Genomic DNA, 19,824 nt, shown 5'->3' on the forward strand with positions numbered 1-19,824 from the left:
TCGGTGGGAAGGACCGGGCGCTCAGAGGAGCGGACGGCCGGGGGTGAGGCGATGGCGTACGAGGCGCAGCCCTTCGGCGGCTTCCAGCCCCGCGGCGGCCCCCCGCGCCCGGTCGAACAGCTCGACCGTGCCGGCGTCCAGGGGGCGAAACCCCTGCCCGGGGTAGCGGTAGCAGGCCAGCGCGCGCGCCTTGCGGGCGAGCTGGTCTGAGGTGGGGACGTAGAGGTGGGGCACGAACTCGGCGTGCCGCACGGTGCGGTGCTCGTTGGGGCCGAACTGCGCGAGTGCGGCGTGCGGCCAGCGGCGGGAGGAGGCGACGACCGCCCGTGCCACCCGCACGTGGTCGCCGTGCGAGTCGCCGTCCCAGTGGCTGATGACGGTGTCGGGGTCGGTCTGCGCCACCAGGTCGTCGACCAGCCCTACCGCCCGGTACTCCGGCAGGTCCTCGACCTGGTCGTATCGGCCGTCGCCGAGCCAGTGCAGCCGGTGCCCGAGGACCTCTGCGGCTGCCTCGGCGGCGGCGACACGCCGCCGTCGGCGACCGCTGTCGTCTGCGGCGGCCGTCTCGGAGACGGTGAACAGGGCCACCGTCACCTGCGCGCCGCCGTCGGTGAGGCGGGCGATGGTCCCGCCCAGGGCGAGTTCGGCGTCGTCGGGGTGGGCGGCGACGATCAGGACGCGGCTCACGTCGAGCCCTTGCGGCCGGCGGCGAGGGCGGTCTCGAAGCTCCCCAGGAAGGCGGTGAACTCCGCCGCGGCCGGGCCGCCCGCCTGCTGGAGCGCCTCGCGCAGGCCGGGGCACCGGTTGGCGAACACGGGGGCGCGCACCCCGGTCAGGTCGGCGCCGCGGACGGGGACCTTGACCCAGGTGGACTGGTACATGCCGGCGCCGGTCAGCTTGGCGCCGCTGAGATCCGACTGGCTGAAGCGGCTGTACGCGCAGTTGGCGCCCCGCAGGTCGGCGTCCCGCAGGTCGGCGGCGAGGTATGCCTGGACCAGGGTCGCGTTCTCCAGGACGGCGCCGCGCAGGCTCATGGCGCGCGGCGGGTCGCCGGTGAGCATGGCCCGGTAGAGGTTGGCGCCGCGCAGGTTGGCGCCGGTGAGCCGGACGTCGCGGGCGGTCAGGCAGCGGCCGGTGAAGCCGGCCAGGTCCGCGCCGCTCAGGTCGCTCTCGACGAGGTGCAGGTTCTCGCCGTGCCCACCGCGCAGCACCGCGCCCCGCAGGCTGCTGGAGGCCACCGAGCCGCCCGACAGGTGGGCCTCGGTCAGCAGCACGCCGGGCAGGTCGCAGCGGCTGATCCGGGCTCCGCTGAGGTCGGCCCGGGTCAGGTCGGAACCGGTCAGCACGCTCTCTGTGAGGTCGGCGTCGCGGGCGGCCAGCCCGGCGGCCTCGACCCGGTCGGCCCGGACCTCGGACAGCCGCAGCCCGGGCAGCGACGCCCCTGCCAGCACCAGCCCGTCCGCGGCGGTCAGGCGCTGGAGGACCAGTCCCTTGCCGCTCGCGCCGCGCAGCGAGGTCTCGTGCAGGGAGGACTTGGTGACGGTGAGCTGGTCGACCAGCGCGCCGTCGAGGACGGCGTGGTCCAGCAGGCATTCGTTGACCAGGGCGCCCTGGAGGTTGGCGGCGCGCGCGGAGCCGTCCGAGAGGTCGCACTGGTAGAAGAACGAGCCTGCCAGATGGGCGCCGTCGAGGTGGGTGCCGCGCATGCTGCAGCCGTGGAAGAGGGTGCCGGTGGCGTCCCGCAGGCCGGTGAGGTCCGCGCCGTCGAAGGTGCAGGTCTGGGCCGCCAGCGCGTGCACGTACGCCGAGCGCAGGCTGGCGCCCTGGAGGTCGGTGCGCTCCATGCCGGGGCAGACCATGGTCACTTCGGAGAGGTCCGCCGTGACCAGCCGGGTGCTGTGCAGCACGGCCCGGTTGAGGGTCGCGCGGCGCAGGTCCGCCCCGCTCAGGTCGAGGCCGCCGAGGTCGGCTTCGGTGAGGTCCAGGCCACGGCCGGTGGTGTCGATCAGGTGCTGGGTGGTCTCCGACAGCTCCTTCAGCAGCGTGGTGCGGTCGGTGCCGGTGGCCCCGGCGAGGCGGGTCAGCAGACCCGTGTGCGTGCTGTTGCTCATGTGGTCGCTCCTGCGTGGTCATGGTGGTGGATCAGTTCGCGGAGCCAGGCGCTGACGGCCGGCTCGGTGCCGGGTGGGACCGGCTCGTGCTCCATGACCAGTGCCGCCGGCCGGGTGCGGCGCAGCAGGTCGGGGAGGAGCGCGGGCAGGTCGAGGAAGCCCCCGGCCGGGGTGCCGCCGCGGTTGGCGGGCTCGTGCCCGTGGCGCGGGTAGCGGGCGGCGGTGGTCTCGTAGACGTGCATGCTGCGGATCCGGGTGCCGAAGAGTGCGGCGAAGCCGGCCGGCGCCGCGTACTGCGGGCCCAGCAGGTGGGCGTGTCCGAGGTCGAGGCACAGACCCAGCTCGGGGTGGTCGGCCAGCGCTTGGTGGTACTGCAGCGGGGTGCGCAGCAGCGGGTGGGCGGAGAGGTTCTCCACCAGCACGCTCACCCCGTGTTCCCGGGCCAGGGCGGCGGTGGCGGCCAGGAAGTCCTGCCCGGTCTCCTCGAACCCGGCCCGCTGGTAGGGCGGGTAGGGGCTGGGGAAGTGCACGACGACGTGGAGCGCGCCCAGGTCCGCCGCGCAGCGCACCGTGGCCGCGGTCAGCCGCAGGGCCGCCGCCGTCTCCCGCGGGTCGGGTCCCGTGGGGGCGAACCGCCGGGGTGCGGTGCCGCCGTCGTACGGGACGGGGGTGTGCAGGGCCGGCCGGATGCCGTGCCGGTCGCAGAACCGCGCGATGCGGGGCAGCGCCGAGCCGGGGTATCCGTAGAACTCGACCACGTCGGGCCGGTAGGCGAGCAGGGCCTCGAAGTCGTCCCGGTCGGCGAGGGCCGCGGTGGAGACGCCGAGCAGGGTCACCGCGGCGCCTCCGCTCCGTGCCGGGCGGCGGCCAGCCGGGCGGCGGCCTCCCGGTCGGTCTTGCCGGTGCGGCCCAGCGGCAGCTCCGGCACGAAGTGGACGCGCTCGGGGACCTGGTACGGCTCCAGGTGCAGTCGTCCGTGGGCCCGGAGCTCCTCTTCCGTGGGGTCGGCGCCGGGCGCGGGCACGCACACCAGGTGGACGCGCTCGCCGAGCATCGGGTCCGGGATCCCGACGGCCAGGCAGCCGGCGGTGCCCGGGTGGTCGGCGTAGGGCCGCTCCACCTCGAGCGGGGCGATCTTGATACCGCCGCGGGAGATCAACTGCTTGCGGCGGCCGACCAGTTCCACCATGCCGTCGGGTCGCAGGACGGCCAGGTCGCCGGTGCGCAGCCAGCCGCCCATCACCGCCGCGCCGGTGGCCGCCGGGTCGTCGAGGTATCCGGTCATCAGGTGCGGGGTGCGCAGGCACAGTTCGCCGGCGGTGCCGGGGACGGCGGGGAGCGGCGGGCCGTCCCCGGCGGCGATGCGGAACTCCACGCCCGGGCTGGGCCGGCCGATGGTGCCCGCCGCCGCGTCGTAGCGGTCGGGGGTGAGGACGAAGTCGGAGGTCGAGGTCTCGCTCAGGCCGTAGACGTCGGCGATGCCCGAGTCGGGCAGTGCGGCCCGCAACCGCCGGCCCAGCCCGGGCGGCAGCGGCTCCCCGCCGGTGATCCAGGTGCCGGGCCCCCCGGAGGCCCGCAGTGCCTCTTGCAGAAGCGGACCGGAGCCCGGAGTGGCCAGCTCCCGGGCGACCAGGCGCAGCATGCTGGGCACTACCGCGATCCGGTCGGCCCGCCCGGCGGCGAGCCGCGCCAGCACGGCCGGAGCGTCGAAGCGGGGCAGCAGGTGCAGGGTGCCGCCGGTGGCCAGGGTCAGCAGCGAGGTCCACTGCCCGAAGGTGAAGTTGAGCTGGAGGACCTGCACGGCCTGGTCACCGGGTCTGAAGGGCAGCACCTGCTGGATGGCGCGCAGCTTGGTGGTCAGTGCGCGGTGCGAGAGGACGACGCCCTTGGGCCGGCCGGTGGTCCCGGAGGTGAACGCCACCAGTGCCTGCCGTGCGTCGAGTTCCCGCGGGGCGCGGTCCGGCGCGGTCTCGGTCGGCCGGATGCCCTCGCCTGCGGGCTGTGTGGCGTCCAGGACCAGCCGGGCGCCGGTGCGCGCGGCGGTCTCGCTCAGCACCGTGTCCGGCGAGTTCCGGTGCACCGGCACGACCACGCCCCGGGCCTGCCAGACCGCCAGTTGGGCGGCCAGGTCGGCGGGGTCGTTGCCGACCCGGACGACGACGGGGCCGGCCGGGCGGTGCCCCGCCGCCGCCAGCGCGGCGCACGACCGCGCGGCCTCTGCGGCCAGGGCGGCGTACGTCAGGGCGCGGCCGCCCCCGGTCAGGGCGGGCCGGTCCGCGAAGCGGTCGCAGGCGTCGGCCAGCAGTTCCTCGAGCCGCTCGTGGTCGGTGATCACGGTGTTGCTCCTTCCTGGAGTCGGGGGATGGCCGGGGTGGGTGTGTCGCGGGCCGGCTCGGACCGGGCGGGCGTTGCCGGCGGGGAGCCGGAGCGGTCCGGGCCGGGTGCGCCGCCGGGCGCGGTTCCGGGTCGGGAGATGGGGTGGCACTGGTGGTCGCGCAGCCGCCCGGTGCCGCGCAGCGCCGTGATGAGCCGGTCCACCCCCAGCACCAGGCCACCCAAGGGCGGCAGGCCGTGTTCGAGGGCGGCCAGGAAGCCTTCGTCGAGGACGGTGGCGTCCAGGCCCTGTGCGGCCCGGGCGGCGGCCTGGGCGGCGAACCTGCGTCGCTGCTCCACCGGATCGGTCAGCTCCGTGCAGCCCTGGCCGACGTCCAGACCGGCGATCACCAGCGTCCAGCTTTCGACGAGCGCCGGGTCCGCACGGTGCGGGCGGGCCAGGATCGCCCCCTCGGCCGGGAAGTCGAAGACGAACGTCGGCCGCTCGATGCGGGGTTCGGCCAGCTTGCGGTAGAGCAGGTGCGCCAGGGCGCCGGGGCCCGTGCCGGCCGGCACCGCGATGTGGTGCCGCGCCGCGTGGGCCGCCAGTTCCGGGTACGGGGTCGAGACGTCGACCTGCGTACCGAGGGCCGCGCCGAGCAGGTCGTGGAACCGCTCCCGGGCTATGGCCGGGGGCGGAGCCCACGGCCCGGCCAGGGCGCGCGCCACGGCGGTCACCAGGGACTCGGCCAGCGCGGCGGCGTCCCGGTAGTCGCCGTGCACCGCGTAGGCCTCGCAGACGGTGAACTCGGGGAAGTGCAGGGCGTCGGCGCCCTCGTTCCGGAAGGCCCGGCCGATCTCGAAGACCCGGTCCATGCCGCCGACCACCAGCCGCTTGAGGTACATCTCGGCGGTGCCCCGCAGGTACAGCGGCAGGCCCCAGGCGTTCATGGAGGCGGTGAACGGCCGGGCCGTGCCGCTGGGAAGGGGGTGCAGCAGGGGTGTGTCGGCCTCGGTGAACCCCTGCGCGTACAGGCCCTCCCGCAGTGCCCGCAGCACCGCGCCCCGGGCCTGCGCGCGCGCCGTCTCGGCGGGGTCCAGCAGCATCTGCCGGTAGCGGTCCCGGTGCGCGGCGGGCCTGCCGTCCGCCGCCCCCCTGCCGGGCCGGCCCGGCAGAGGCCGCAGCGCCTTCGCCGCGAGCGTGAACCGCCGCGCGGCCACGGCCAGGGCGCCGCTGCCGGTGGTGACCAACTCGCCGTCCACCACGACCAGGTCCCCGAGGTCGGTGCGCTCGCGCCACGCGGCCCGTGGGCCGTCGGTATCGGCCCGGTCGCCGGCCAGCAGCACTTGGATCTCCTCGGACCCGTCGCGCAGGGTGGCGAACCCGGCGGCCCGGTGTTCGCGGCGGCGCACGATGCGGCCGGCCACGCTCACCGCCACGCCGGTCCGGGTGCCGGGCGGCAGCGCGCCGTAGCGCTGACGCAGGACCGCGATGCGGGCGTCGACGGGCCGGGCCGGCGGGTACGGGTCGACCCCCGCCGCCAGCAGCGCCGCGCGCTTGGCCCGCCGGTCGGCCAGTTGGCCGCTCATGCCGCCGACGCTCCGGAGGTGCCCACCGTGCCGCCCGTGCGGATCTGCTCGCGGCGGCGGACCGCGTCCTGGGCGCGTGTGCGGATGGGGGTGTTCAGGCCCTGCGCCATCAGCGCGTCCCGGTAGCGCTCGCACTCGGCCAGCGTGCCCACGGCCAGGGTGAAGTCCTGGTGGTGCAGGGCGGAGACGATCAGCTCCAGGGCATGCCGGAATTCGATGCCCGGCAGGGCCCTCAGCATCGCCCCCACCAGGTTGTCGAAGGAGAGCTGGTTCGGGGAGGCGGCGATGTACACCGCGTGGTCCCGGGCCCCCGCCGGCTCCCGCGACCGGTACGGCTGCGGGTGGGTCGGACGCCAGAAGCAGGACGCCGGGTCCTCCCACATCGGCTGCGCCAGCTCCCGCAGCCGCTCGATGTCGCGCCACGCGTCGGGCAGCAGCGCGCCGGGCGGGTACGCCTGGGGCACGTCGCCGTAGTCGCCGAAGTCGGTCGAGAGCGTTCCGGCGCAGGTCGGGCAGTCGCTGGCGAACACGGACAGCTGGAGCTCGAACTCCCCGGTGTGGTCGGGGGCGTGCACGACGTTCCCGAAGGGCCCCAGCCGGTAGGCGGCTCGTACCGCAGTCTTGGCCCGGTTCGCGCGGGTGAAGGCGTCCGGGCCGCGCACCAGCAGCACCTCCATCGGCCGCCCGCCGTACCAGAGGTCCAGCGACAGGTGCTCCAGCGGGTGCTCGCCGCGGCGGGTGTCCGCCCAGGCCCGGACGATCTCCTCCTCACCCAGCAGCAGCCGGTGCCGGCACACGACGGTGAGGCCGGCTTCCCCGGCGGCCTCGACGACCGCCTGCTGGAGATGCCGCTCCACCCCGTCCGGTTTGATCAGCAGCAGGGAGTGGGTGCTCGACACTTGGCTCTCCTTAGGGGGAGTACACGTACGCGGGACGTCCTGACCCGGCCGAACGCGGGAACGGCGGACAACGGATTTCGATAATGCCGCCGAATTTTCCTTCCGTATATCAACGAATGGGCGCGGCGCGTTCCTGCGCAGGGCGTCGAAAAGGTAGCTCGAATTCGGTGGCGTAACCACGTGATCCGCATTTTCGTGATGCCCGGAATTGTTGACACCTCTCGGACCGGCCGGTCAAATGGTTGACGTGCCGCCGGGGAAAACGCCCCGGCCGGAACATTCCGAATAACCTTTCTCTCAGAGGAGTTCCCGATGAACCGCAACCACGCCGTCTCCATGCGTCCGCGTCTCGACAAGGTCAACGTCCGCACGGGCAAGTAGTCAGCCATACCTGAAAGGGGTGCCGTCGGACTTTCCGTCCGGCGGCACCCCTGCCTGTCTCCCCGCCCTTTTCTCACGACGGGAAATCCATGTCTTCCTCACCGACGTCCGACGTCCCCGTGGTCGTGCACCACGACCCGTCCCTGCGCACCACCAGCCTGTGCGTCGCGCTCGGATTCGGCGCCCGCCACGACCCGCCCGGCCTGGCCGGCGCCGCCCACCTGCTCGAACACCTCCTGATGTCCGCGCCCCTGGGTGACGGCCCCTCGCTCGGCGAGCGCATCGAGGACCGCGGCGGTGACTGCAACGCCACCACCGGCCCCGAATCCCTGGTCATCCACGCCCAAGTGCTCACCGAGGACGCGGCCGACGTCGCCGAGTGGATCTGCCGCGCCCTGCTCGACCCCCAGTGGGACCGGGCCGACTTCGAGGGAGAACGCGATGTGGTCCTCCAGGAACTCGCCGCCGCCGACTCCGACGACGCGGACGCCGTCCAGGACGCCTTCTTCGCCCGCCTCTTCGACGGCCACCCGCTGGGTTCACCGGTCGGCGGGCGCCCCGAGTCGGTCTCCGGCCTGACGCTCGACTCGCTGCGCGCGGCGCACGCCCTCGCGCTGAGCACCGCTCCGATCGCCGTGGCCGCCGCCGGCGGCCTGCCGGAGAGCGCCCTGCGCGAGGCGCTCGAGCGCGGCGGCCTCGGACGCCAGGTGCGCCACCCGCTCCCCGACCCGCACCGCGGCTCCCTCGGCGGCGTACCCGCCCCGCCCGTACCCCAGGACGTCGGGCAGTGGCCCGACTCCTTCTGCTGGCTACTCGCCGGAGGTCGCGCACCGCACGCCGGCGACCCCCGCCGGCACGCCCACACAGTCCTCGCGCATCTCCTGGGCGGCAGTCCCGCCTCTCCGCTCTACGCCAGGATCCGCAACCAGGAGGCCCTGGCCTACGCCTTCCGCTCCTGGGCGCGCAACTACAGCGACTCCGGCGCCTGGCGGATGCTCGCAGGCTGCGAGCCGGACAACGCACCCCGGCTGCTCGCCGCCTTCCGCGACGTGCTGCGCACCGTCGCCGAGAACGGGCCCCGTGTGCAGGACCTCGCGGCCGCCGTCCGCCGGGCGACCGTCGAGACCGTCCGGGAGGCCGAGGCGCCCCTGGACCGGGCCGTCGCCACCGCCACTCAGAGGATCCTGAACGACCGGGTCTGGGACGCGCAGCGGGAGATCGAGGCGCTCGCCGCCGTGACGGCCGCCGACGTCGCCCGGGCCGCCGCCGAACTGGACGCCTCCCTGATCGTGGTCGTCCGCCCGGAGCCGAAGTGAGCCCGACCCCCGCAAGCCCGCCGCCCTGCGACACCGGTCATTCGCCCGCAGCCGAAGGCACCCCGACCCCCGGCACCCCGCCGCCCCCCACCTTCGACATCGACGACCGCTACCTGAGGGCTGCGGACGAGGCCGGCCTGCTCCACCGCGTCGACGGCCTGCCGGTGGTGGCGGGCGAGTATGCCGAGCCGGCCAGCGGGGAGCTTCAACTCCTGGTGGAGCACGCCGACCCCACGCTGCTCGCTCGGGCGCCGCGGCTGCTCGAAGTCCTCTTCCGGCGCCACCCCGACTGCACCTCCGCCGTCGTGCGCGTCCCGGCGCACCTGCCCACGCCGCCCGGACTTCTCCCGCTGCTCGGCTACCTGCGCCACACCCCGGGACCGCCGCCCGAGACGCCCCCCGTAGCGCTGCGCCTGACCGAGGCCGCCGAAGCGGACCGCGCCGCCGTCGGAGCGTGGCTCGCGCGGGCGATCCGCCATGCCTCGGCCGACCGCGGCCACACGGTCACCGACGCGGGCACCGACGAGGCCGTCCGCGGCCTGCTGGACGCCCCCGGCCGACGCTCCTACCTGGTACGAACCCCCGGCGCGCCCGCGGCGATCGGACACGCCACCGTCCTGACCGACGCCCACGACGACGTCAGCGACACCGGGTTCGTCGACCTGGTGGACATCCTCGTCGACGACGACGCACTGCGCCGGGCCGCGACCGCGCACCTGGTGGCGGCCTGCGCCGCAACCGCCGCCGCCCTGGGCCGGCCGCTCATCGGCAACGTCACGCACCCCGTCGACCCCGCGGGCCGCGAACGCGCCGCCGGGGTCGTGGCATCCCTGCGCCGCCAGGGCTGGACCCCGACCCACGGCTACGCGCACGCCCCCCGCCCCTGACCACCCCCGCCGGGCGCCGACCCCCGGCGCTCCGCGGCCCGCCACCGCCCCGACCGCCCGCTCCCAGGAGTCCTCGCATGACAGCGGACCACCGCTCCGACTTCCCCCTCACCCTCGACCTCCTCTACGAACTCCTCGAGGTCGACACCGAACTCCCCGCCCGGCGGCTGCTCCAGGCCGCCCGCCAGGTCCGGGGCGTCCTCGCCCCGCTGATCCTGTCCCTGGCCGAGCGCGAGGGCACCCCCATGGGCACCGGCGCCCGCGACGAACTCGCCCGGATGCACCGGCGCGCCGCCACCTACCGCCGACTGGCCGAGGAAAGCGCACGGGTGCCCGGCGCCCGCGTCGTCAAGGGCCCGTCGCTGGCCCGCCACTACCCCGAAGGCACTCTGCGCGCCCTCGGCGACCTCGACGTCGTCGTACCCTCCGAAGCCGCCCTGTGGCAGGTCCTGGCCCTCGCCCTGGACCACCACGACAGCGACGAGGCCGAACTCACCCACCTCGACGACCGGGGGCAGCGACACCTCTACGCCGGCCTGTGGTGGCCCGGCGAGGACCCGCTGCTCGACCCCGACCACGGCCTCGAGGTCACCACCTTCGCCTTCGCCGGCGACGGCACCGGCGTCCCGCTGCGCGCGGAGCTGCCCGACGACCAGGTCCTCGCCGACGTGCTCTCCCTGGCCGAGGAGCGCTTCCAGCGCCCTTACACCGTCAAGGACGTCCTCGACCTGGTCTGCGTCATGACCTCACCCGCCGCCCCCGACCTCGGCGAACTGGCCGCCTGCGCCGAGCGGTTCGCCCTCGCGCCCGAACTGCTCGCCCTGTGCGAGCGGGTGCGCGCCCACCCCCGGCTGGCCGCCGCCGTCCCCGACGAACTCGTGGCCTCACTGCGCGGCCCGGCCGAGGCGGAGGTGCGCCGCCGTACCGACACGCAGCCCGCTTGCGCCCGCCGCCTCTACGGCATGCAGTTGAGCGCACCGCTGCGCCGCGGCGAAGGCCATCGCAGCACCGAACACCGCTGGAGCGAGGGAGCCATCAGCCGGACACCGGTCGGCGACTTCCTGCTCGTTCCCGGCGAGTCGGTCGACCCCGCCCTGCACGCCGACGCCCTGGAACGACTCGCCGCCCTGGCCCCCTGGCCACTGCGGCCCGCGCCACGCCGGGAGGTCTGAGCCGTGGCCGTCATCGAAGTCGCGGGGCTCACCCGCACCTTCCGGACCCGGCGGGGCCGCCAGGTCACCGCCCTCGACCACGTCGGCCTCGAAGTCGGCCAAGGCGAGGTGCTCGGCCTGCTCGGACCCAACGGCGCGGGAAAGACGACCCTCTCCCGTATCCTGACCACCCTCGTCGTCCCCACCTCGGGCACCGCCCGGGTGGCCGGCTTCGACGTCGTGGAGCGCCCGCGCGAGGTGCGCCGCCGCATCGGCCTGGTCCTCGGAGGCGACCGCGGCCTGTACGGCCGCCTGACCGCCCGTCAGAACCTCCGCTACTGGGCAGCCCTCCAGGGGCTGGACCCCCGCGCCGTGCGCCGGCGCACCGAGGAGGTCCTCGAACTCCTGGGCCTGGCCTCCCGCGCCGACGACCGGGTCGAGACGTTCTCCCGCGGCATGGTCCAGCGCGTCCACCTGGCCCGCGCCCTGCTCGGAGAGCCGGACGTCCTGGTCATGGACGAGCCGACCAACGGCATGGACCCGCACGCCGGCGCCGGCTTCCGCGATCTGGTCCGCACCCTGCGCAGCAACGGCACGACCATCGTCCTGACCACGCACGACATGCAGGAGGCGCAGGCCCTGTGCTCCCGCGTCGCCCTCATCGACCACGGCCGCATCCTGCGGATCGGCTCCGCCGACGAACTCCTCGCCGACCTGCGCGCCCCCCGCACCCTGACCGCCGTGGGCGTCCCGGCCGACACCGCCGCGCGCATCGCCGCACTGCCCGGCAGCGCCACCACCGATGCCGAGGGCAACCTCACCGCCCGCCCCGCCGACGACGACAGTCTGGCCCAGGCGCTGCTGCTGCTCGCCCAGGCCCGAGCCGAGTCCATCGCGGTCGCCGCCCCCGGCCTCGCGGAGGTCTACCGGACCGTCATCGAGGACCGGGAGTTCACCCTGTGATCGCCGCCGCCGCACGGGCCCAGGGCGTGATCCTGGTCCGCTCGCCGGGGATGCTCGCCACCCTGGCCGTGATCCCGCTGTACTCGCTGGTCTTCTTCCACTTCCTGCGGAGTCACCACCGCGGCGACCTGGCCACCACCGTCGCGCTCACCGCGTTCGTCATGAGTCTGTGGGCGCACGCGGTGTTCGTCGCGGCCGAGACCGTCGACGACGACCGGTCCGACGGCACACTGGAGCTCTCGCTGCTCACCCCCGAGCGCTACCTCCTGGCCCTGGCGGTGCGTACCTTCACCACCACCCTGCTCGCCCTGCCGGTGCTCCTCGAAGTCGTCCTCGTCGGCCGCTGGGTGTTCGGCCTCGACGTGGCCCTGCGCAGCCCCCTGACCGCACTGGCTGTCACCATCCTGCTGATCGCGGGCTGCGCGAGCGCCGCCCTGCTGGTCAGCGCGCTGATGATCACCGCACGGGGGGCCCGCACCCTTCAGAACTCCCTGACCTACCCCTTCTACCTGCTGGGAGGCCTGATCCTGCCCGTCGACCGGCTGCCCGCCCCGGCCGACTCCCTTGCCAAGGCGTTCTTCCTCTCCTGGGGGACCGACCTGCTGCGCGACGCGGCCGCCGGACCGGTCCCGCATCTGGCACCGCGACTGGCGGTGCTGTGCGCCCTGATCCTGGCCCAGACCCTGATGGGCGCGTACCTGCTGCGCCGCGTCCTGGCCCGCGTACGCAGTGGAAAGGTGGTCCTCCATGACTAGCCGCTCCGGCACCGCCCCGGTGACCAGGCGTTCGGCGGGTGCCGTGCTCCATCTCGTCGGCTACGGTGCCCTCGCCGCATACCAGGACTACCGGGCGATGTTCACCTGGCGCTCCTGGCTCGGCGGCTGGGTGGTCCGGCTGCTGTGCCAGGTGCTCTTCTTCGCGAACCTCGGCCGGCTTTTGGGCTCCCCCGAGCAGCAGGGCCACCTCGCCCTGGGCAACGCCGTCGTCCTGGGCCCGCTCGGCGCCCTGGGCGTGGTCACCTCCACCGTCGGTGAACTCCGCTCGGGCACGCTGCAGTTCCTGCTGATCAGCCGCACCCCGCCGTTCGTCGCACTGGCCTCGCGCGGCCTGCACTGGGTCGCCGACGGCCTGCTGACCTCGACCGTCGCCCTGCTCACCGTGCACCTGCTGCTGCCCGTCCCGCTCCACTGGGCGGCTCTGCCCGCGATCCTGGGTGTCAACGTCCTGATGACGTTCGGCGTCTACTGTCTGGCCCTGTGCCTGTCCGGGATCGCGCTGCGCAAGCCCGAGTGGCGGATGTATCTGACCGTCGCCACCACCATCACGCTGCTGCTGGTGGCCGGCGTCAACACCCCCGTACCGAGCAGTGGGCTGCCGGCCCTGGTCGCCGCCCTGCTGCCGGTGAGCCACGGACTGGCCGCCGTACGCCAGTTGGCCCTGGACGGCACGCTGCCGGTGATGCTGGTGCTCCAGGAGGCCCTGGTCCTCGCGGGATGGGCCGCGGGTGGTTTCCTGCTCCTCACCCGCGGCCTGCGGCACACCGTCCGGTCCGGTGCCCTCAGCCTGCGCTGAGGGCGGTTCGGATCAGGCCCGGAAGCCCAGCTGGGACGCGAGCACGGCCAGTTGGGTGCGGTTGCGGGTGCCGGTCTTCTTCCGCAGGTGGCGCAGATACGTATCGACGGTGTGCCGGCTGATGCCCAGCCGTCTCGCGATGGAGCAGTAGGTGTCGCCTCCGGAGAGGAGGGCGAGGACCTGCTGCTCGCGGGGCGTGAAGCTGGGAGCGGTAGCGGTGCTGTCGGCCATGACGGACTCCTGTGTCGGATCGCGCGGAGGTACGGGTGGCTGGGGGCAGGTGCGGCTCATCCGCCCCAGGAGGTGTCGTTGGTGCACTTCTCGCTGCCCGAGCAGTTCTCGGCCACCGTGCGTGTCACGTCGGCCGGGTGCCCGGCCGACCTCGCCTGCTCCGCCACCCCCGCCGTGGTGGAGCAGACGGCGGTGAGCACCGCGGCCAGCACGAGCCGGACGGGCAGGGAAGGGCGCTTCTTGTTCATGGGGGGTGTTCCTTCTCTCCCGGCCTCCGGGCCGGGGGTCGGTTCCTGACAGGGAACAGACTGTCGTGTCCCCGCACCGCGAACGACTGCTCACCCCCCTCATCAAAGTACCTGGCACGAAGGCGACGGGCGGCATAACGGATGTTTCGTCATATCGCAGGCGTGCGGTACCGGTTGACGGGCCGCCGCCGTTCCCGAAGATCCCCTTCCCATCCGGGCCGCGGCCGGTTCGGCGGGATAAATCCAGCCATACAAGGGCGTGATCCGGGCGTTCGCCGAACACGCGAACCGGCCGCGTACCGCTCCGGCACCCGGAAGGACGGCCCCCGGAGGCCGACCCGCCGAGCACCGACCCGTGCGGGTGGCCCGTCCCCCTCCTCCTATTCTGTTCGCCTTGACCACAGGGCCGTCCTCTCGAAAGGCCCTGACAGAACGGGTGGGAACGCGGACCATGGGACTGGACGACACACTGGCGGCGGCCGGCGAACTGCGTGACTCCGACATAGCCGTTTACGCCTGGGTGCTCGAACACGGCGCCGCGCCCGTCGACGCCGTCGCCGTGCGGACCGGAGCGGACGCCGAAGACACCGCCTGCGCCATCGGGCGCCTGCTGCGGCTGCGACTCCTCCAGCAGCACCCCGGCGAGCCCGTCACCGTCTTCGCCGTGGCACCCGAGACCGCGGCCGCCCAACTCGCGGCCCCCATCGAGACGGAGATCCTCCAGCAGCGCCGAAAGCTCTCCGGCATCCGCAAGGAACTGCTGCGCGCCGCCCCCGCCTACGACAGCCGGCGCTCGGCCTCCGGGGCGGTCGAGGTCCTGGAGAACCTCCCCCTCGTGCGCGAGGCCCTTGCTCAGGCGTCCGAGCGCTGCCGCGACGAGATCATCGCCAGTCAGCCCGGCGGTGGCGCCCGCGTCCCCGAAGCGATGGAGGAGGCACTCGTCCGCGACCGGGCCATCCTGGAACGCGGCGTCCGGCTGCGCACCCTCTACCACCACACGGCACGCTTCAACGGACCCAGCCAGGCCTACGTCGCCGCCGCGTCCGCCCTCGGCGGCGAATACCGCACCGCCCACGAACTCTTCGGCCGCCTCATCGTGTTCGACCGCGAGACCGCCTTCATCCCGGTCCAGGACGACAGCTGGGGAGCCGTCGTCATCCGCGAACCCTCCACCGTGGCCTACCTCTGCGAGATCTTCAAGCAGACCTGGGACCGGGCCACCCCCTTCACCGCTGCGGTCGGCCAACAGCTCGAGACGGTGTCCCGCGAGATCCACGAGACGATCGTCCGGTTGCTCGCCGCCGGTCTCAAGGACGAGGCGATCGCTCGCCGCCTGGGCATGTCCCTGCGTACAGCCCGCCGCCACATCGCCGACATCATGGGCGACCTGGGCGCCGAGAGCCGTTTCCAGGCCGGCGTCCGCGCTGCAGTCCAGGGACTCTTGGACGCCGACGGCCCGGACGGGCCCCTCGTCCCTTCCCAGGACCGCAACGAGTTCGTTCCGGACGGCCGAGCCGGGCGGTGACGACGGGTGCCGGGCGCGGCGGACCGTGGAGTCGACACTCAGATCCCACGTGATCGAACCCTGAGCGTCTGCCGCGGGACGGTAGCCGCGTGAGATCCGTTGCCGGATACCGCCCCGATGCCACCCGGGAACAGGTCGTAGGCCCACGTCCGGGGGCCCGTCCTCGACCGGGGCGTTCCGCCACGGGACTCCGGTCCGGCCCTGGGGCCGATGCCGCCGATCAACCGCCGCCGCGACCGGACAGGCGGCGGCCCCGCCCTGCTGCCCGGCGGGCAGCACGGCTCCAGCCCAAAGCGGACCTCGGTCTGTGAATGATCACAAGTCATGGAGTGGGCGGGCTTCACGGACGGGCAGCGGGCAGTTCCTCCGCTCCGGGAGCGTTCCGGGAGTCCACGGGACCAATTGTTCGTGACTGTCCGGACGGCCCGGCGTGCGGAATGCTGGTCGTGCGCAGCCGCGCCGGTCGAGCACCTGCGTGCTCCGTCCCGACACCACACCCCCAGGAGCCCCATGTTCAGCGCGTCATCGGCAGCCGGGGGCGCCCCGCCCCACGTGCGCGAACTGGCGCAGTTCCTCGCCGTGTGCGAAGGCCGCGGGCCCGCCATGCTGTGGCCCGAGCAGGACCACGCGCGCCACGGACGCGACGTCGCCGCCCGTGCGAGGGAGAGCCGCGAACTCGCCCGGCTCACCGGCCTGCACCCTTCCCTTGCCTGCCACGTCGCCGACGTCGAAGGCCCTCACCGCAGCTCCGCCGGTTCGACCGACCGACTCCTGGTCCAGCAGATCGACGGAGCCGGCACCTTCCTGCTGCCCGTCGGCCAGGTCGGCGAGCCCCCCTTCACCTGCCGCCTGCGCTCCGGCGAAGTCCTCTACGTACCGCCCGGCCGCAGTTGGCGGGCCGACCTCACCCCGGGCGCCCGCCTCCTGCTCATCAGCCTGGCGCCCGGCCGCCCGCACGATCACCACCCCGGGTAGGCCCACTCCGCGGGCACACCCTCTTGCGGAGCCGTCACTGTCCGGTGCACCGGTGCCGGCGGCCTGCGCACCGCGGCCCGCGCCCCCCTCGCCACTGCGGACGCCCGCCCCCGCCCCGGAGGGTGTCCGTCCTCCGCGGCCTGCGTGCCCGGACCGGTTGCGGGGAGGGCGCCGATCGTCCTGGACCGTAGAGCCCCCGTAGACGCAGCATCCGGCGGGTCGAACACGTCGGGCACATCCGCGGCGTTCTCGTGGCCGCCGACGTCCTGCCCTGGCGGGACGCGCGGATGGTCGGTCTCGAACGGTTCGTGAAGGACCTCGTCGAACCCGACGCGACGGCCGAGAGACGGCAGATCCCGCACCGGTGGGCCACTTGGCACCGCCTACGCGGGCCTCGCCGACGCGACCGCGGCGAGGAGACGGCGCAGTTACCAGTTCATGGGTACGCGGCAGCATGTGCGGGCGGCTTCCCGGCCGAGCGGGAGCGTGAGCCCCGCGCTCGCCATGACAGGTGTGTGATCGATGGGCAACCATTCCTGCGAGCCGTTGGTCATGCCTGTGCCCCCCCGTGTACCAGGGGGCATCGTCAGCTCGCCTCGGGACGTTCCTGAGGCGCTGGAACATGGGAGAAACGCCTTCATGCGTCACCGCACCACCGTGGCAGGCTTCGCCGGGGCCCTCGCTCTGTCCGCGCTCACGATCCCGGCGGCCGCCCAGGCGGATGACTTCTCGGGCGACATCAGGATCACGAAGGTGGTCGTCAACGGAGGGAAGGACATCGTCCTGGGGACCACGGACGTGAAGAGGTTCACCATCGCGGTGACCGCCACGGACGACTCGGGTATCGAGACCGGAAACACCTTCCCGGTCATGGGGCACACGCCCCTGCCCAACGGTGACTTCCACGGTCTCGTGGTCCCCGACGACATCGCGGGCAAGTGCGTGCGCCAGAGCTTCACCACGACCACCTGCACCTACACGCTGAAGATCAACCCGCGCATCCACCCTCAGGACAACACGACGGCCGGGACCTGGACCGTGAGAGCCCACGCCCTGGCCAACGACGGTGACTACATCACCAAGGATTCCGCCGCCAAGGCGAGGGTCCTGCGCAACTCCAGGCTGACGGTCAACGCGTCGCCGGAACCGGTGAGGAAGAACAAGACGATCACCGTCACGGGCGCACTGACCCGCGCCAACTGGGAGACCTATAGGTACGCGGGCTACACCAAGCAGCCGGTGAAGCTCCAGTTCAAGAAGAAGGGCACCAGCACCTACAAGACCCTCAAGGCCGTCACGACGGACCGGAAGGGCAATCTGAGGACGTCGGCGAAGGCCACGGCGGACGGCTCCTTCCGCTACCTCTTCGCAGGCACATCCACCACCCCGGCCGTCGCCTCCGCGGCGGACTACGTCGACGTGCGGTAACCCGTAGGGAGGGAAGCCGTCCTCCGACAAGCGCAGAAGGCCCAGGCCGGACAGCCTTCGGTCCGGGCCTTCTCGAGCCCCGGCGGTCTCCCGGCCGAGATCGTCACCGGCTTGTTGACGGGGGCATGGCGGACGCGACGAATTCCTCCGAGAGGGGCGACGCCCGGGCGAAGCTGCTGGTCGGACAGGGGTGGCAGCAGGCACGACTCGCCGGACTGCTCCACCATCCCGCCGAAGCACCCCGGACCCGGGCCGCCCTCACCCGCACCAGCAGCGGCGGGCCATGGCTCTTCCCCCGCGACGGGGGTGGGGGAGGGGTGTCAGTGACTGACGGTGAACGTGGCGGCCTGGGGTGCGAAGGTGGTGCCGTGGTCCTTGGCGGTGGCCAGTGCGGACACGTGCCAGACGCCTGCGGGAAGCGAGGCGGCTTCCTTGGCCGAGCTCTTCACCGTGTAGGTGCACTTCCGGACCGTTGCGGATGTTGCCGTGCAGGTGGCTTCCTCGGCATCGCGCATCTCGGCAGCCGTGGGCGCAAGGCCCGAACTCGTCGGCCAGGCGAGCACCCGCAGGCTTGTGAGGCCGGAGTGGTCGGCCACGGTGGCGCTGAAGGTCAGCGTGGCACCCCCGCCGGCGGTGGCGGTGAAGTGGGCGGCGGCCTTGGAGATCTCCGGCCTGTCCGGCGCGGCGGCGTCGGCCGAGGAGGCGAACGCCGCGGTGCCCGCGGCGACGCCTGCGAGGGCGGCGAGCGACGAGACGACAAGGCGCTTGGACATGGAGAATCCCCTCTTAGGTGACCTGCTCGCCGAGCGCTTCGTACGCCGCGGCGTTGTCTGCACAGCCTGTCCCATGGCCCCGGAACGCCACATGGGCGGAAGTACTCAACCGACGTACTCACACGCCCTGAGCCTGGAGGACATCCTTGCGGGTCGGGCCATGCCTTCACTCACCGTGATCGGCTGCGGGTTGCCGCTGTGGGTGGTGGTGCCAAGCTGGGATGAGGGTGGGGTGAAGGGACTCCTGCCGTGAGTGCTGGCGAGACTGTGGTTCCCCGGCTGCTGACGGCGGCGGAGGCTGCGGCGCCCGTAGACGCTGTGGAAGTGGTTGCGGAGGACCTGCGGCGGCGATTCGCGGCGTCGGGAGTCTCCTTCCTCATCGTGGACCTGACAGGGAGGGCGGTGGCGCGGCTGTCCACCGCCGGGGCGCTGGAGGGCGGGCGCGAGGCGGAGCGGATCCCGATGTTCGGCAGCGTCTACGAGCAGGTGATTCGTACGCAGCAGATGTACCAGGAGGCGACCGGCCGGGGGCAGCGGGTGATCGTGCCGGTCACGAATCGGGGTGATGCCATCGGCTTGCTGGAACTGCTTTTGCCCGCCGTGCCCGATGAGGACGTCCTCAAGGCGGTCGGAGAGGCCGCACACGTGCTGGCCTATGTCGTGATCGCCAACGGGCGCTTCACCGATTTCTACACCTGGGGCAAGCGTTCCAGGCCGCCCACCCTGGCAGCGGAGATCCAGTACCAGCTCCTGCCCCCGTCCCTGTCCTGCGAGGCGGCGCAGTTCACCTTGTGCGGGGATCTGGAGCCCTCCGAGAGCCTCAGTGGCGACACCTTCGACTACACCCTGGACCGGGACACCTTGCACGTGTCGGTGACCGACCCGATGGGTCACGACATCGGCGCTGCTCTGGCAGCCACGGTCCTCGTGGGCGCTCTGCGCGGAGCCCGCCGTGCAGGAGCCGGCCTGGCGGAGCAGGCCCACCTGGCCGACCAGGCGCTGGCCGCCCATGACCATGGCCACGCCACCGGGCAACTCCTGCGCATCGACCTGCACACCGGGCGGGCCCGGCTCGTCAATGCGGGTCACCCGTGGCCGCTGCGAGTGCGCGACGGGGTCGCCGAGGTGATGACGTGCGAGGTGGACCAGCCTTTCGGGCTGGGGCTGTCCGGGGACGTACCGCACCCGTTCCGCGTTCAGCAAGTCGTTCTGCGCCCCGGCGATCGTCTGCTGATGCTGACGGACGGCATGTTGGAACATCGCGGGCGGGACGTCGATCTGCTCGCTCTGCTGGAGGGCACCCGGGCCCTGCACCCGCGGGAGACCGTGCTGATGCTGACGTCGGCGGTGCGGGGGGGGGGCGGGGGGCGCCGCCCGGGCCCCCCCCCCCGGGTTTGGCGGGGGTGGGACCGCCCCCAAAAGACCCCCCGGCGCCTCAGCTCCCGCGCCGACGGCCCCCCC

General features: G+C 73.5%; 19 protein-coding genes. 10 read left to right on the plus strand and 9 right to left on the minus strand.

Going from position 1 to position 19,824, the window contains the following annotated elements; genetic code table 11:
- Positions 1 to 21: 21 nt before the first annotated feature.
- From ACGFS9_RS20160 to ACGFS9_RS20185, 6 genes are read right to left on the minus strand one after another with little or no spacing between them, the layout of a single operon-like run.
- Positions 22 to 687, minus strand: coding sequence for a PIG-L deacetylase family protein (locus ACGFS9_RS20160; protein WP_393254906.1), 666 nt, complete (start codon positions 685 to 687; stop codon positions 22 to 24).
- Positions 684 to 2,111, minus strand: coding sequence for a pentapeptide repeat-containing protein (locus ACGFS9_RS20165; RefSeq protein WP_393254908.1), 1,428 nt, complete (start codon positions 2,109 to 2,111; stop codon positions 684 to 686). Before ACGFS9_RS20165 ends, ACGFS9_RS20160 begins: the two co-directional genes overlap by 4 nt.
- Positions 2,108 to 2,947, minus strand: coding sequence for a sugar phosphate isomerase/epimerase family protein (locus ACGFS9_RS20170; protein ID WP_393254909.1), 840 nt, complete (start codon positions 2,945 to 2,947; stop codon positions 2,108 to 2,110). The genes ACGFS9_RS20165 and ACGFS9_RS20170 overlap by 4 nt, the downstream gene beginning before the upstream one ends.
- Positions 2,944 to 4,446, minus strand: a complete 1,503-nt coding sequence (locus ACGFS9_RS20175; RefSeq protein ID WP_393254911.1) for a class I adenylate-forming enzyme family protein — start codon at positions 4,444 to 4,446, stop codon at positions 2,944 to 2,946. Before ACGFS9_RS20175 ends, ACGFS9_RS20170 begins: the two co-directional genes overlap by 4 nt.
- Positions 4,443 to 6,014 (minus strand): amino acid--tRNA ligase-related protein, encoded by a 1,572-nt coding sequence (locus tag ACGFS9_RS20180; RefSeq protein WP_393254913.1) that lies wholly within the window; start codon positions 6,012 to 6,014, stop codon positions 4,443 to 4,445. The genes ACGFS9_RS20175 and ACGFS9_RS20180 overlap by 4 nt, the downstream gene beginning before the upstream one ends.
- Positions 6,011 to 6,913 (minus strand): hypothetical protein, encoded by a 903-nt coding sequence (locus ACGFS9_RS20185; RefSeq protein ID WP_393254914.1) that lies wholly within the window; start codon positions 6,911 to 6,913, stop codon positions 6,011 to 6,013. The genes ACGFS9_RS20180 and ACGFS9_RS20185 overlap by 4 nt, the downstream gene beginning before the upstream one ends.
- A 470-nt stretch (positions 6,914 to 7,383) precedes the next feature.
- Between ACGFS9_RS20185 and ACGFS9_RS20190 the strand changes: the two genes are divergently transcribed.
- The 6 genes from ACGFS9_RS20190 (at position 7,384) to ACGFS9_RS20215 (ending at position 13,183) form a co-directional block, all read left to right on the plus strand.
- Entirely contained in the window at positions 7,384 to 8,610 is a 1,227-nt protein-coding gene (locus ACGFS9_RS20190; RefSeq protein WP_393254916.1) for a M16 family metallopeptidase, read from the plus strand.
- Positions 8,607 to 9,497, plus strand: a complete 891-nt coding sequence (locus ACGFS9_RS20195) for a hypothetical protein (RefSeq protein WP_393254917.1) — start codon at positions 8,607 to 8,609, stop codon at positions 9,495 to 9,497. Before ACGFS9_RS20190 ends, ACGFS9_RS20195 begins: the two co-directional genes overlap by 4 nt.
- 77 nt (positions 9,498 to 9,574) lie before the next feature.
- Positions 9,575 to 10,669, plus strand: coding sequence for a hypothetical protein (locus ACGFS9_RS20200; RefSeq protein ID WP_393254919.1), 1,095 nt, complete (start codon positions 9,575 to 9,577; stop codon positions 10,667 to 10,669).
- A 3-nt stretch (positions 10,670 to 10,672) separates the two neighbouring features.
- A complete protein-coding gene (locus tag ACGFS9_RS20205; protein ID WP_393254920.1) occupies positions 10,673 to 11,611 on the plus strand; it encodes an ABC transporter ATP-binding protein in 939 nt (312 codons plus the stop codon).
- Positions 11,608 to 12,366 (plus strand): ABC transporter permease, encoded by a 759-nt coding sequence (locus tag ACGFS9_RS20210; RefSeq protein ID WP_393254922.1) that lies wholly within the window; start codon positions 11,608 to 11,610, stop codon positions 12,364 to 12,366. Before ACGFS9_RS20205 ends, ACGFS9_RS20210 begins: the two co-directional genes overlap by 4 nt.
- Positions 12,359 to 13,183, plus strand: coding sequence for an ABC transporter permease (locus ACGFS9_RS20215; RefSeq protein ID WP_393254924.1), 825 nt, complete (start codon positions 12,359 to 12,361; stop codon positions 13,181 to 13,183). Before ACGFS9_RS20210 ends, ACGFS9_RS20215 begins: the two co-directional genes overlap by 8 nt.
- Positions 13,184 to 13,195: 12 nt before the next feature.
- Here the strand turns inward: ACGFS9_RS20215 and ACGFS9_RS20220 are convergent, their stop codons facing one another.
- Positions 13,196 to 13,414, minus strand: coding sequence for a response regulator transcription factor (locus tag ACGFS9_RS20220; RefSeq protein WP_393254926.1), 219 nt, complete (start codon positions 13,412 to 13,414; stop codon positions 13,196 to 13,198).
- Between the two features lie 56 nt (positions 13,415 to 13,470).
- A complete protein-coding gene (locus ACGFS9_RS20225; protein ID WP_393254928.1) occupies positions 13,471 to 13,662 on the minus strand; it encodes a hypothetical protein in 192 nt (63 codons plus the stop codon).
- 451 nt (positions 13,663 to 14,113) lie between these two features.
- On the opposite strand from ACGFS9_RS20225, the gene ACGFS9_RS20230 reads away from it, so the two are divergent.
- From ACGFS9_RS20230 to ACGFS9_RS20240, 3 genes are all read left to right on the plus strand, one after another.
- Complete coding sequence (locus ACGFS9_RS20230) at positions 14,114 to 15,187, plus strand: helix-turn-helix domain-containing protein (protein ID WP_393254930.1); 1,074 nt, start codon at positions 14,114 to 14,116, stop codon at positions 15,185 to 15,187.
- A gap of 510 nt (positions 15,188 to 15,697) precedes the next feature.
- The gene (locus ACGFS9_RS20235; RefSeq protein ID WP_393254931.1) at positions 15,698 to 16,162 is read left to right on the plus strand and encodes a hypothetical protein; all 465 of its coding nucleotides are present in this window, start codon (positions 15,698 to 15,700) and stop codon (positions 16,160 to 16,162) included.
- Between the two features lie 639 nt (positions 16,163 to 16,801).
- Positions 16,802 to 17,590 carry a calcium-binding protein gene (locus tag ACGFS9_RS20240; protein ID WP_393254932.1) on the plus strand — a complete coding sequence of 263 codons (789 nt, stop codon included), beginning with the start codon at positions 16,802 to 16,804 and terminating at the stop codon, positions 17,588 to 17,590.
- Between the two features lie 320 nt (positions 17,591 to 17,910).
- Here ACGFS9_RS20240 and ACGFS9_RS20245 read toward each other — a convergent pair whose 3' ends face one another.
- The gene (locus ACGFS9_RS20245; RefSeq protein ID WP_393254933.1) at positions 17,911 to 18,363 is read right to left on the minus strand and encodes a DUF5707 domain-containing protein; all 453 of its coding nucleotides are present in this window, start codon (positions 18,361 to 18,363) and stop codon (positions 17,911 to 17,913) included.
- A 249-nt stretch (positions 18,364 to 18,612) separates the two neighbouring features.
- Between ACGFS9_RS20245 and ACGFS9_RS20250 the strand changes: the two genes are divergently transcribed.
- On the plus strand, positions 18,613 to 19,824 hold a 1,212-nt coding region (locus ACGFS9_RS20250), incomplete at its 3' end, for a PP2C family protein-serine/threonine phosphatase (RefSeq protein ID WP_393254935.1).

Origin of the sequence: Streptomyces sp. NPDC048566 (genome assembly GCF_043199735.1) — a bacterium.
Lineage (GTDB): Bacteria > Actinomycetota > Actinomycetes > Streptomycetales > Streptomycetaceae > Streptomyces.

Excerpts from the sequence above, each read along its gene's own strand:
- ACGFS9_RS20200 (WP_393254919.1), top strand. The coding sequence starts at position 9,575 with ATGACAGCGGACCACCGCTCCGACTTCCCCCTCACCCTCGACCTCCTC.
- ACGFS9_RS20235 (WP_393254931.1), top strand. The coding sequence starts at position 15,698 with ATGTTCAGCGCGTCATCGGCAGCCGGGGGCGCCCCGCCCCACGTGCGC.
- ACGFS9_RS20190 (WP_393254916.1), top strand. The coding sequence starts at position 7,384 with ATGTCTTCCTCACCGACGTCCGACGTCCCCGTGGTCGTGCACCACGAC.
- ACGFS9_RS20230 (WP_393254930.1), top strand. The coding sequence starts at position 14,114 with ATGGGACTGGACGACACACTGGCGGCGGCCGGCGAACTGCGTGACTCC.
- ACGFS9_RS20180 (WP_393254913.1), bottom strand. The coding sequence starts at position 6,014 with ATGAGCGGCCAACTGGCCGACCGGCGGGCCAAGCGCGCGGCGCTGCTG.
- ACGFS9_RS20245 (WP_393254933.1), bottom strand. The coding sequence starts at position 18,363 with ATGTCCAAGCGCCTTGTCGTCTCGTCGCTCGCCGCCCTCGCAGGCGTC.
- ACGFS9_RS20225 (WP_393254928.1), bottom strand. The coding sequence starts at position 13,662 with ATGAACAAGAAGCGCCCTTCCCTGCCCGTCCGGCTCGTGCTGGCCGCG.
- ACGFS9_RS20240 (WP_393254932.1), top strand. The coding sequence starts at position 16,802 with ATGCGTCACCGCACCACCGTGGCAGGCTTCGCCGGGGCCCTCGCTCTG.
- ACGFS9_RS20165 (WP_393254908.1), bottom strand. The coding sequence starts at position 2,111 with ATGAGCAACAGCACGCACACGGGTCTGCTGACCCGCCTCGCCGGGGCC.
- ACGFS9_RS20220 (WP_393254926.1), bottom strand. The coding sequence starts at position 13,414 with ATGGCCGACAGCACCGCTACCGCTCCCAGCTTCACGCCCCGCGAGCAG.
- ACGFS9_RS20215 (WP_393254924.1), top strand. The coding sequence starts at position 12,359 with ATGACTAGCCGCTCCGGCACCGCCCCGGTGACCAGGCGTTCGGCGGGT.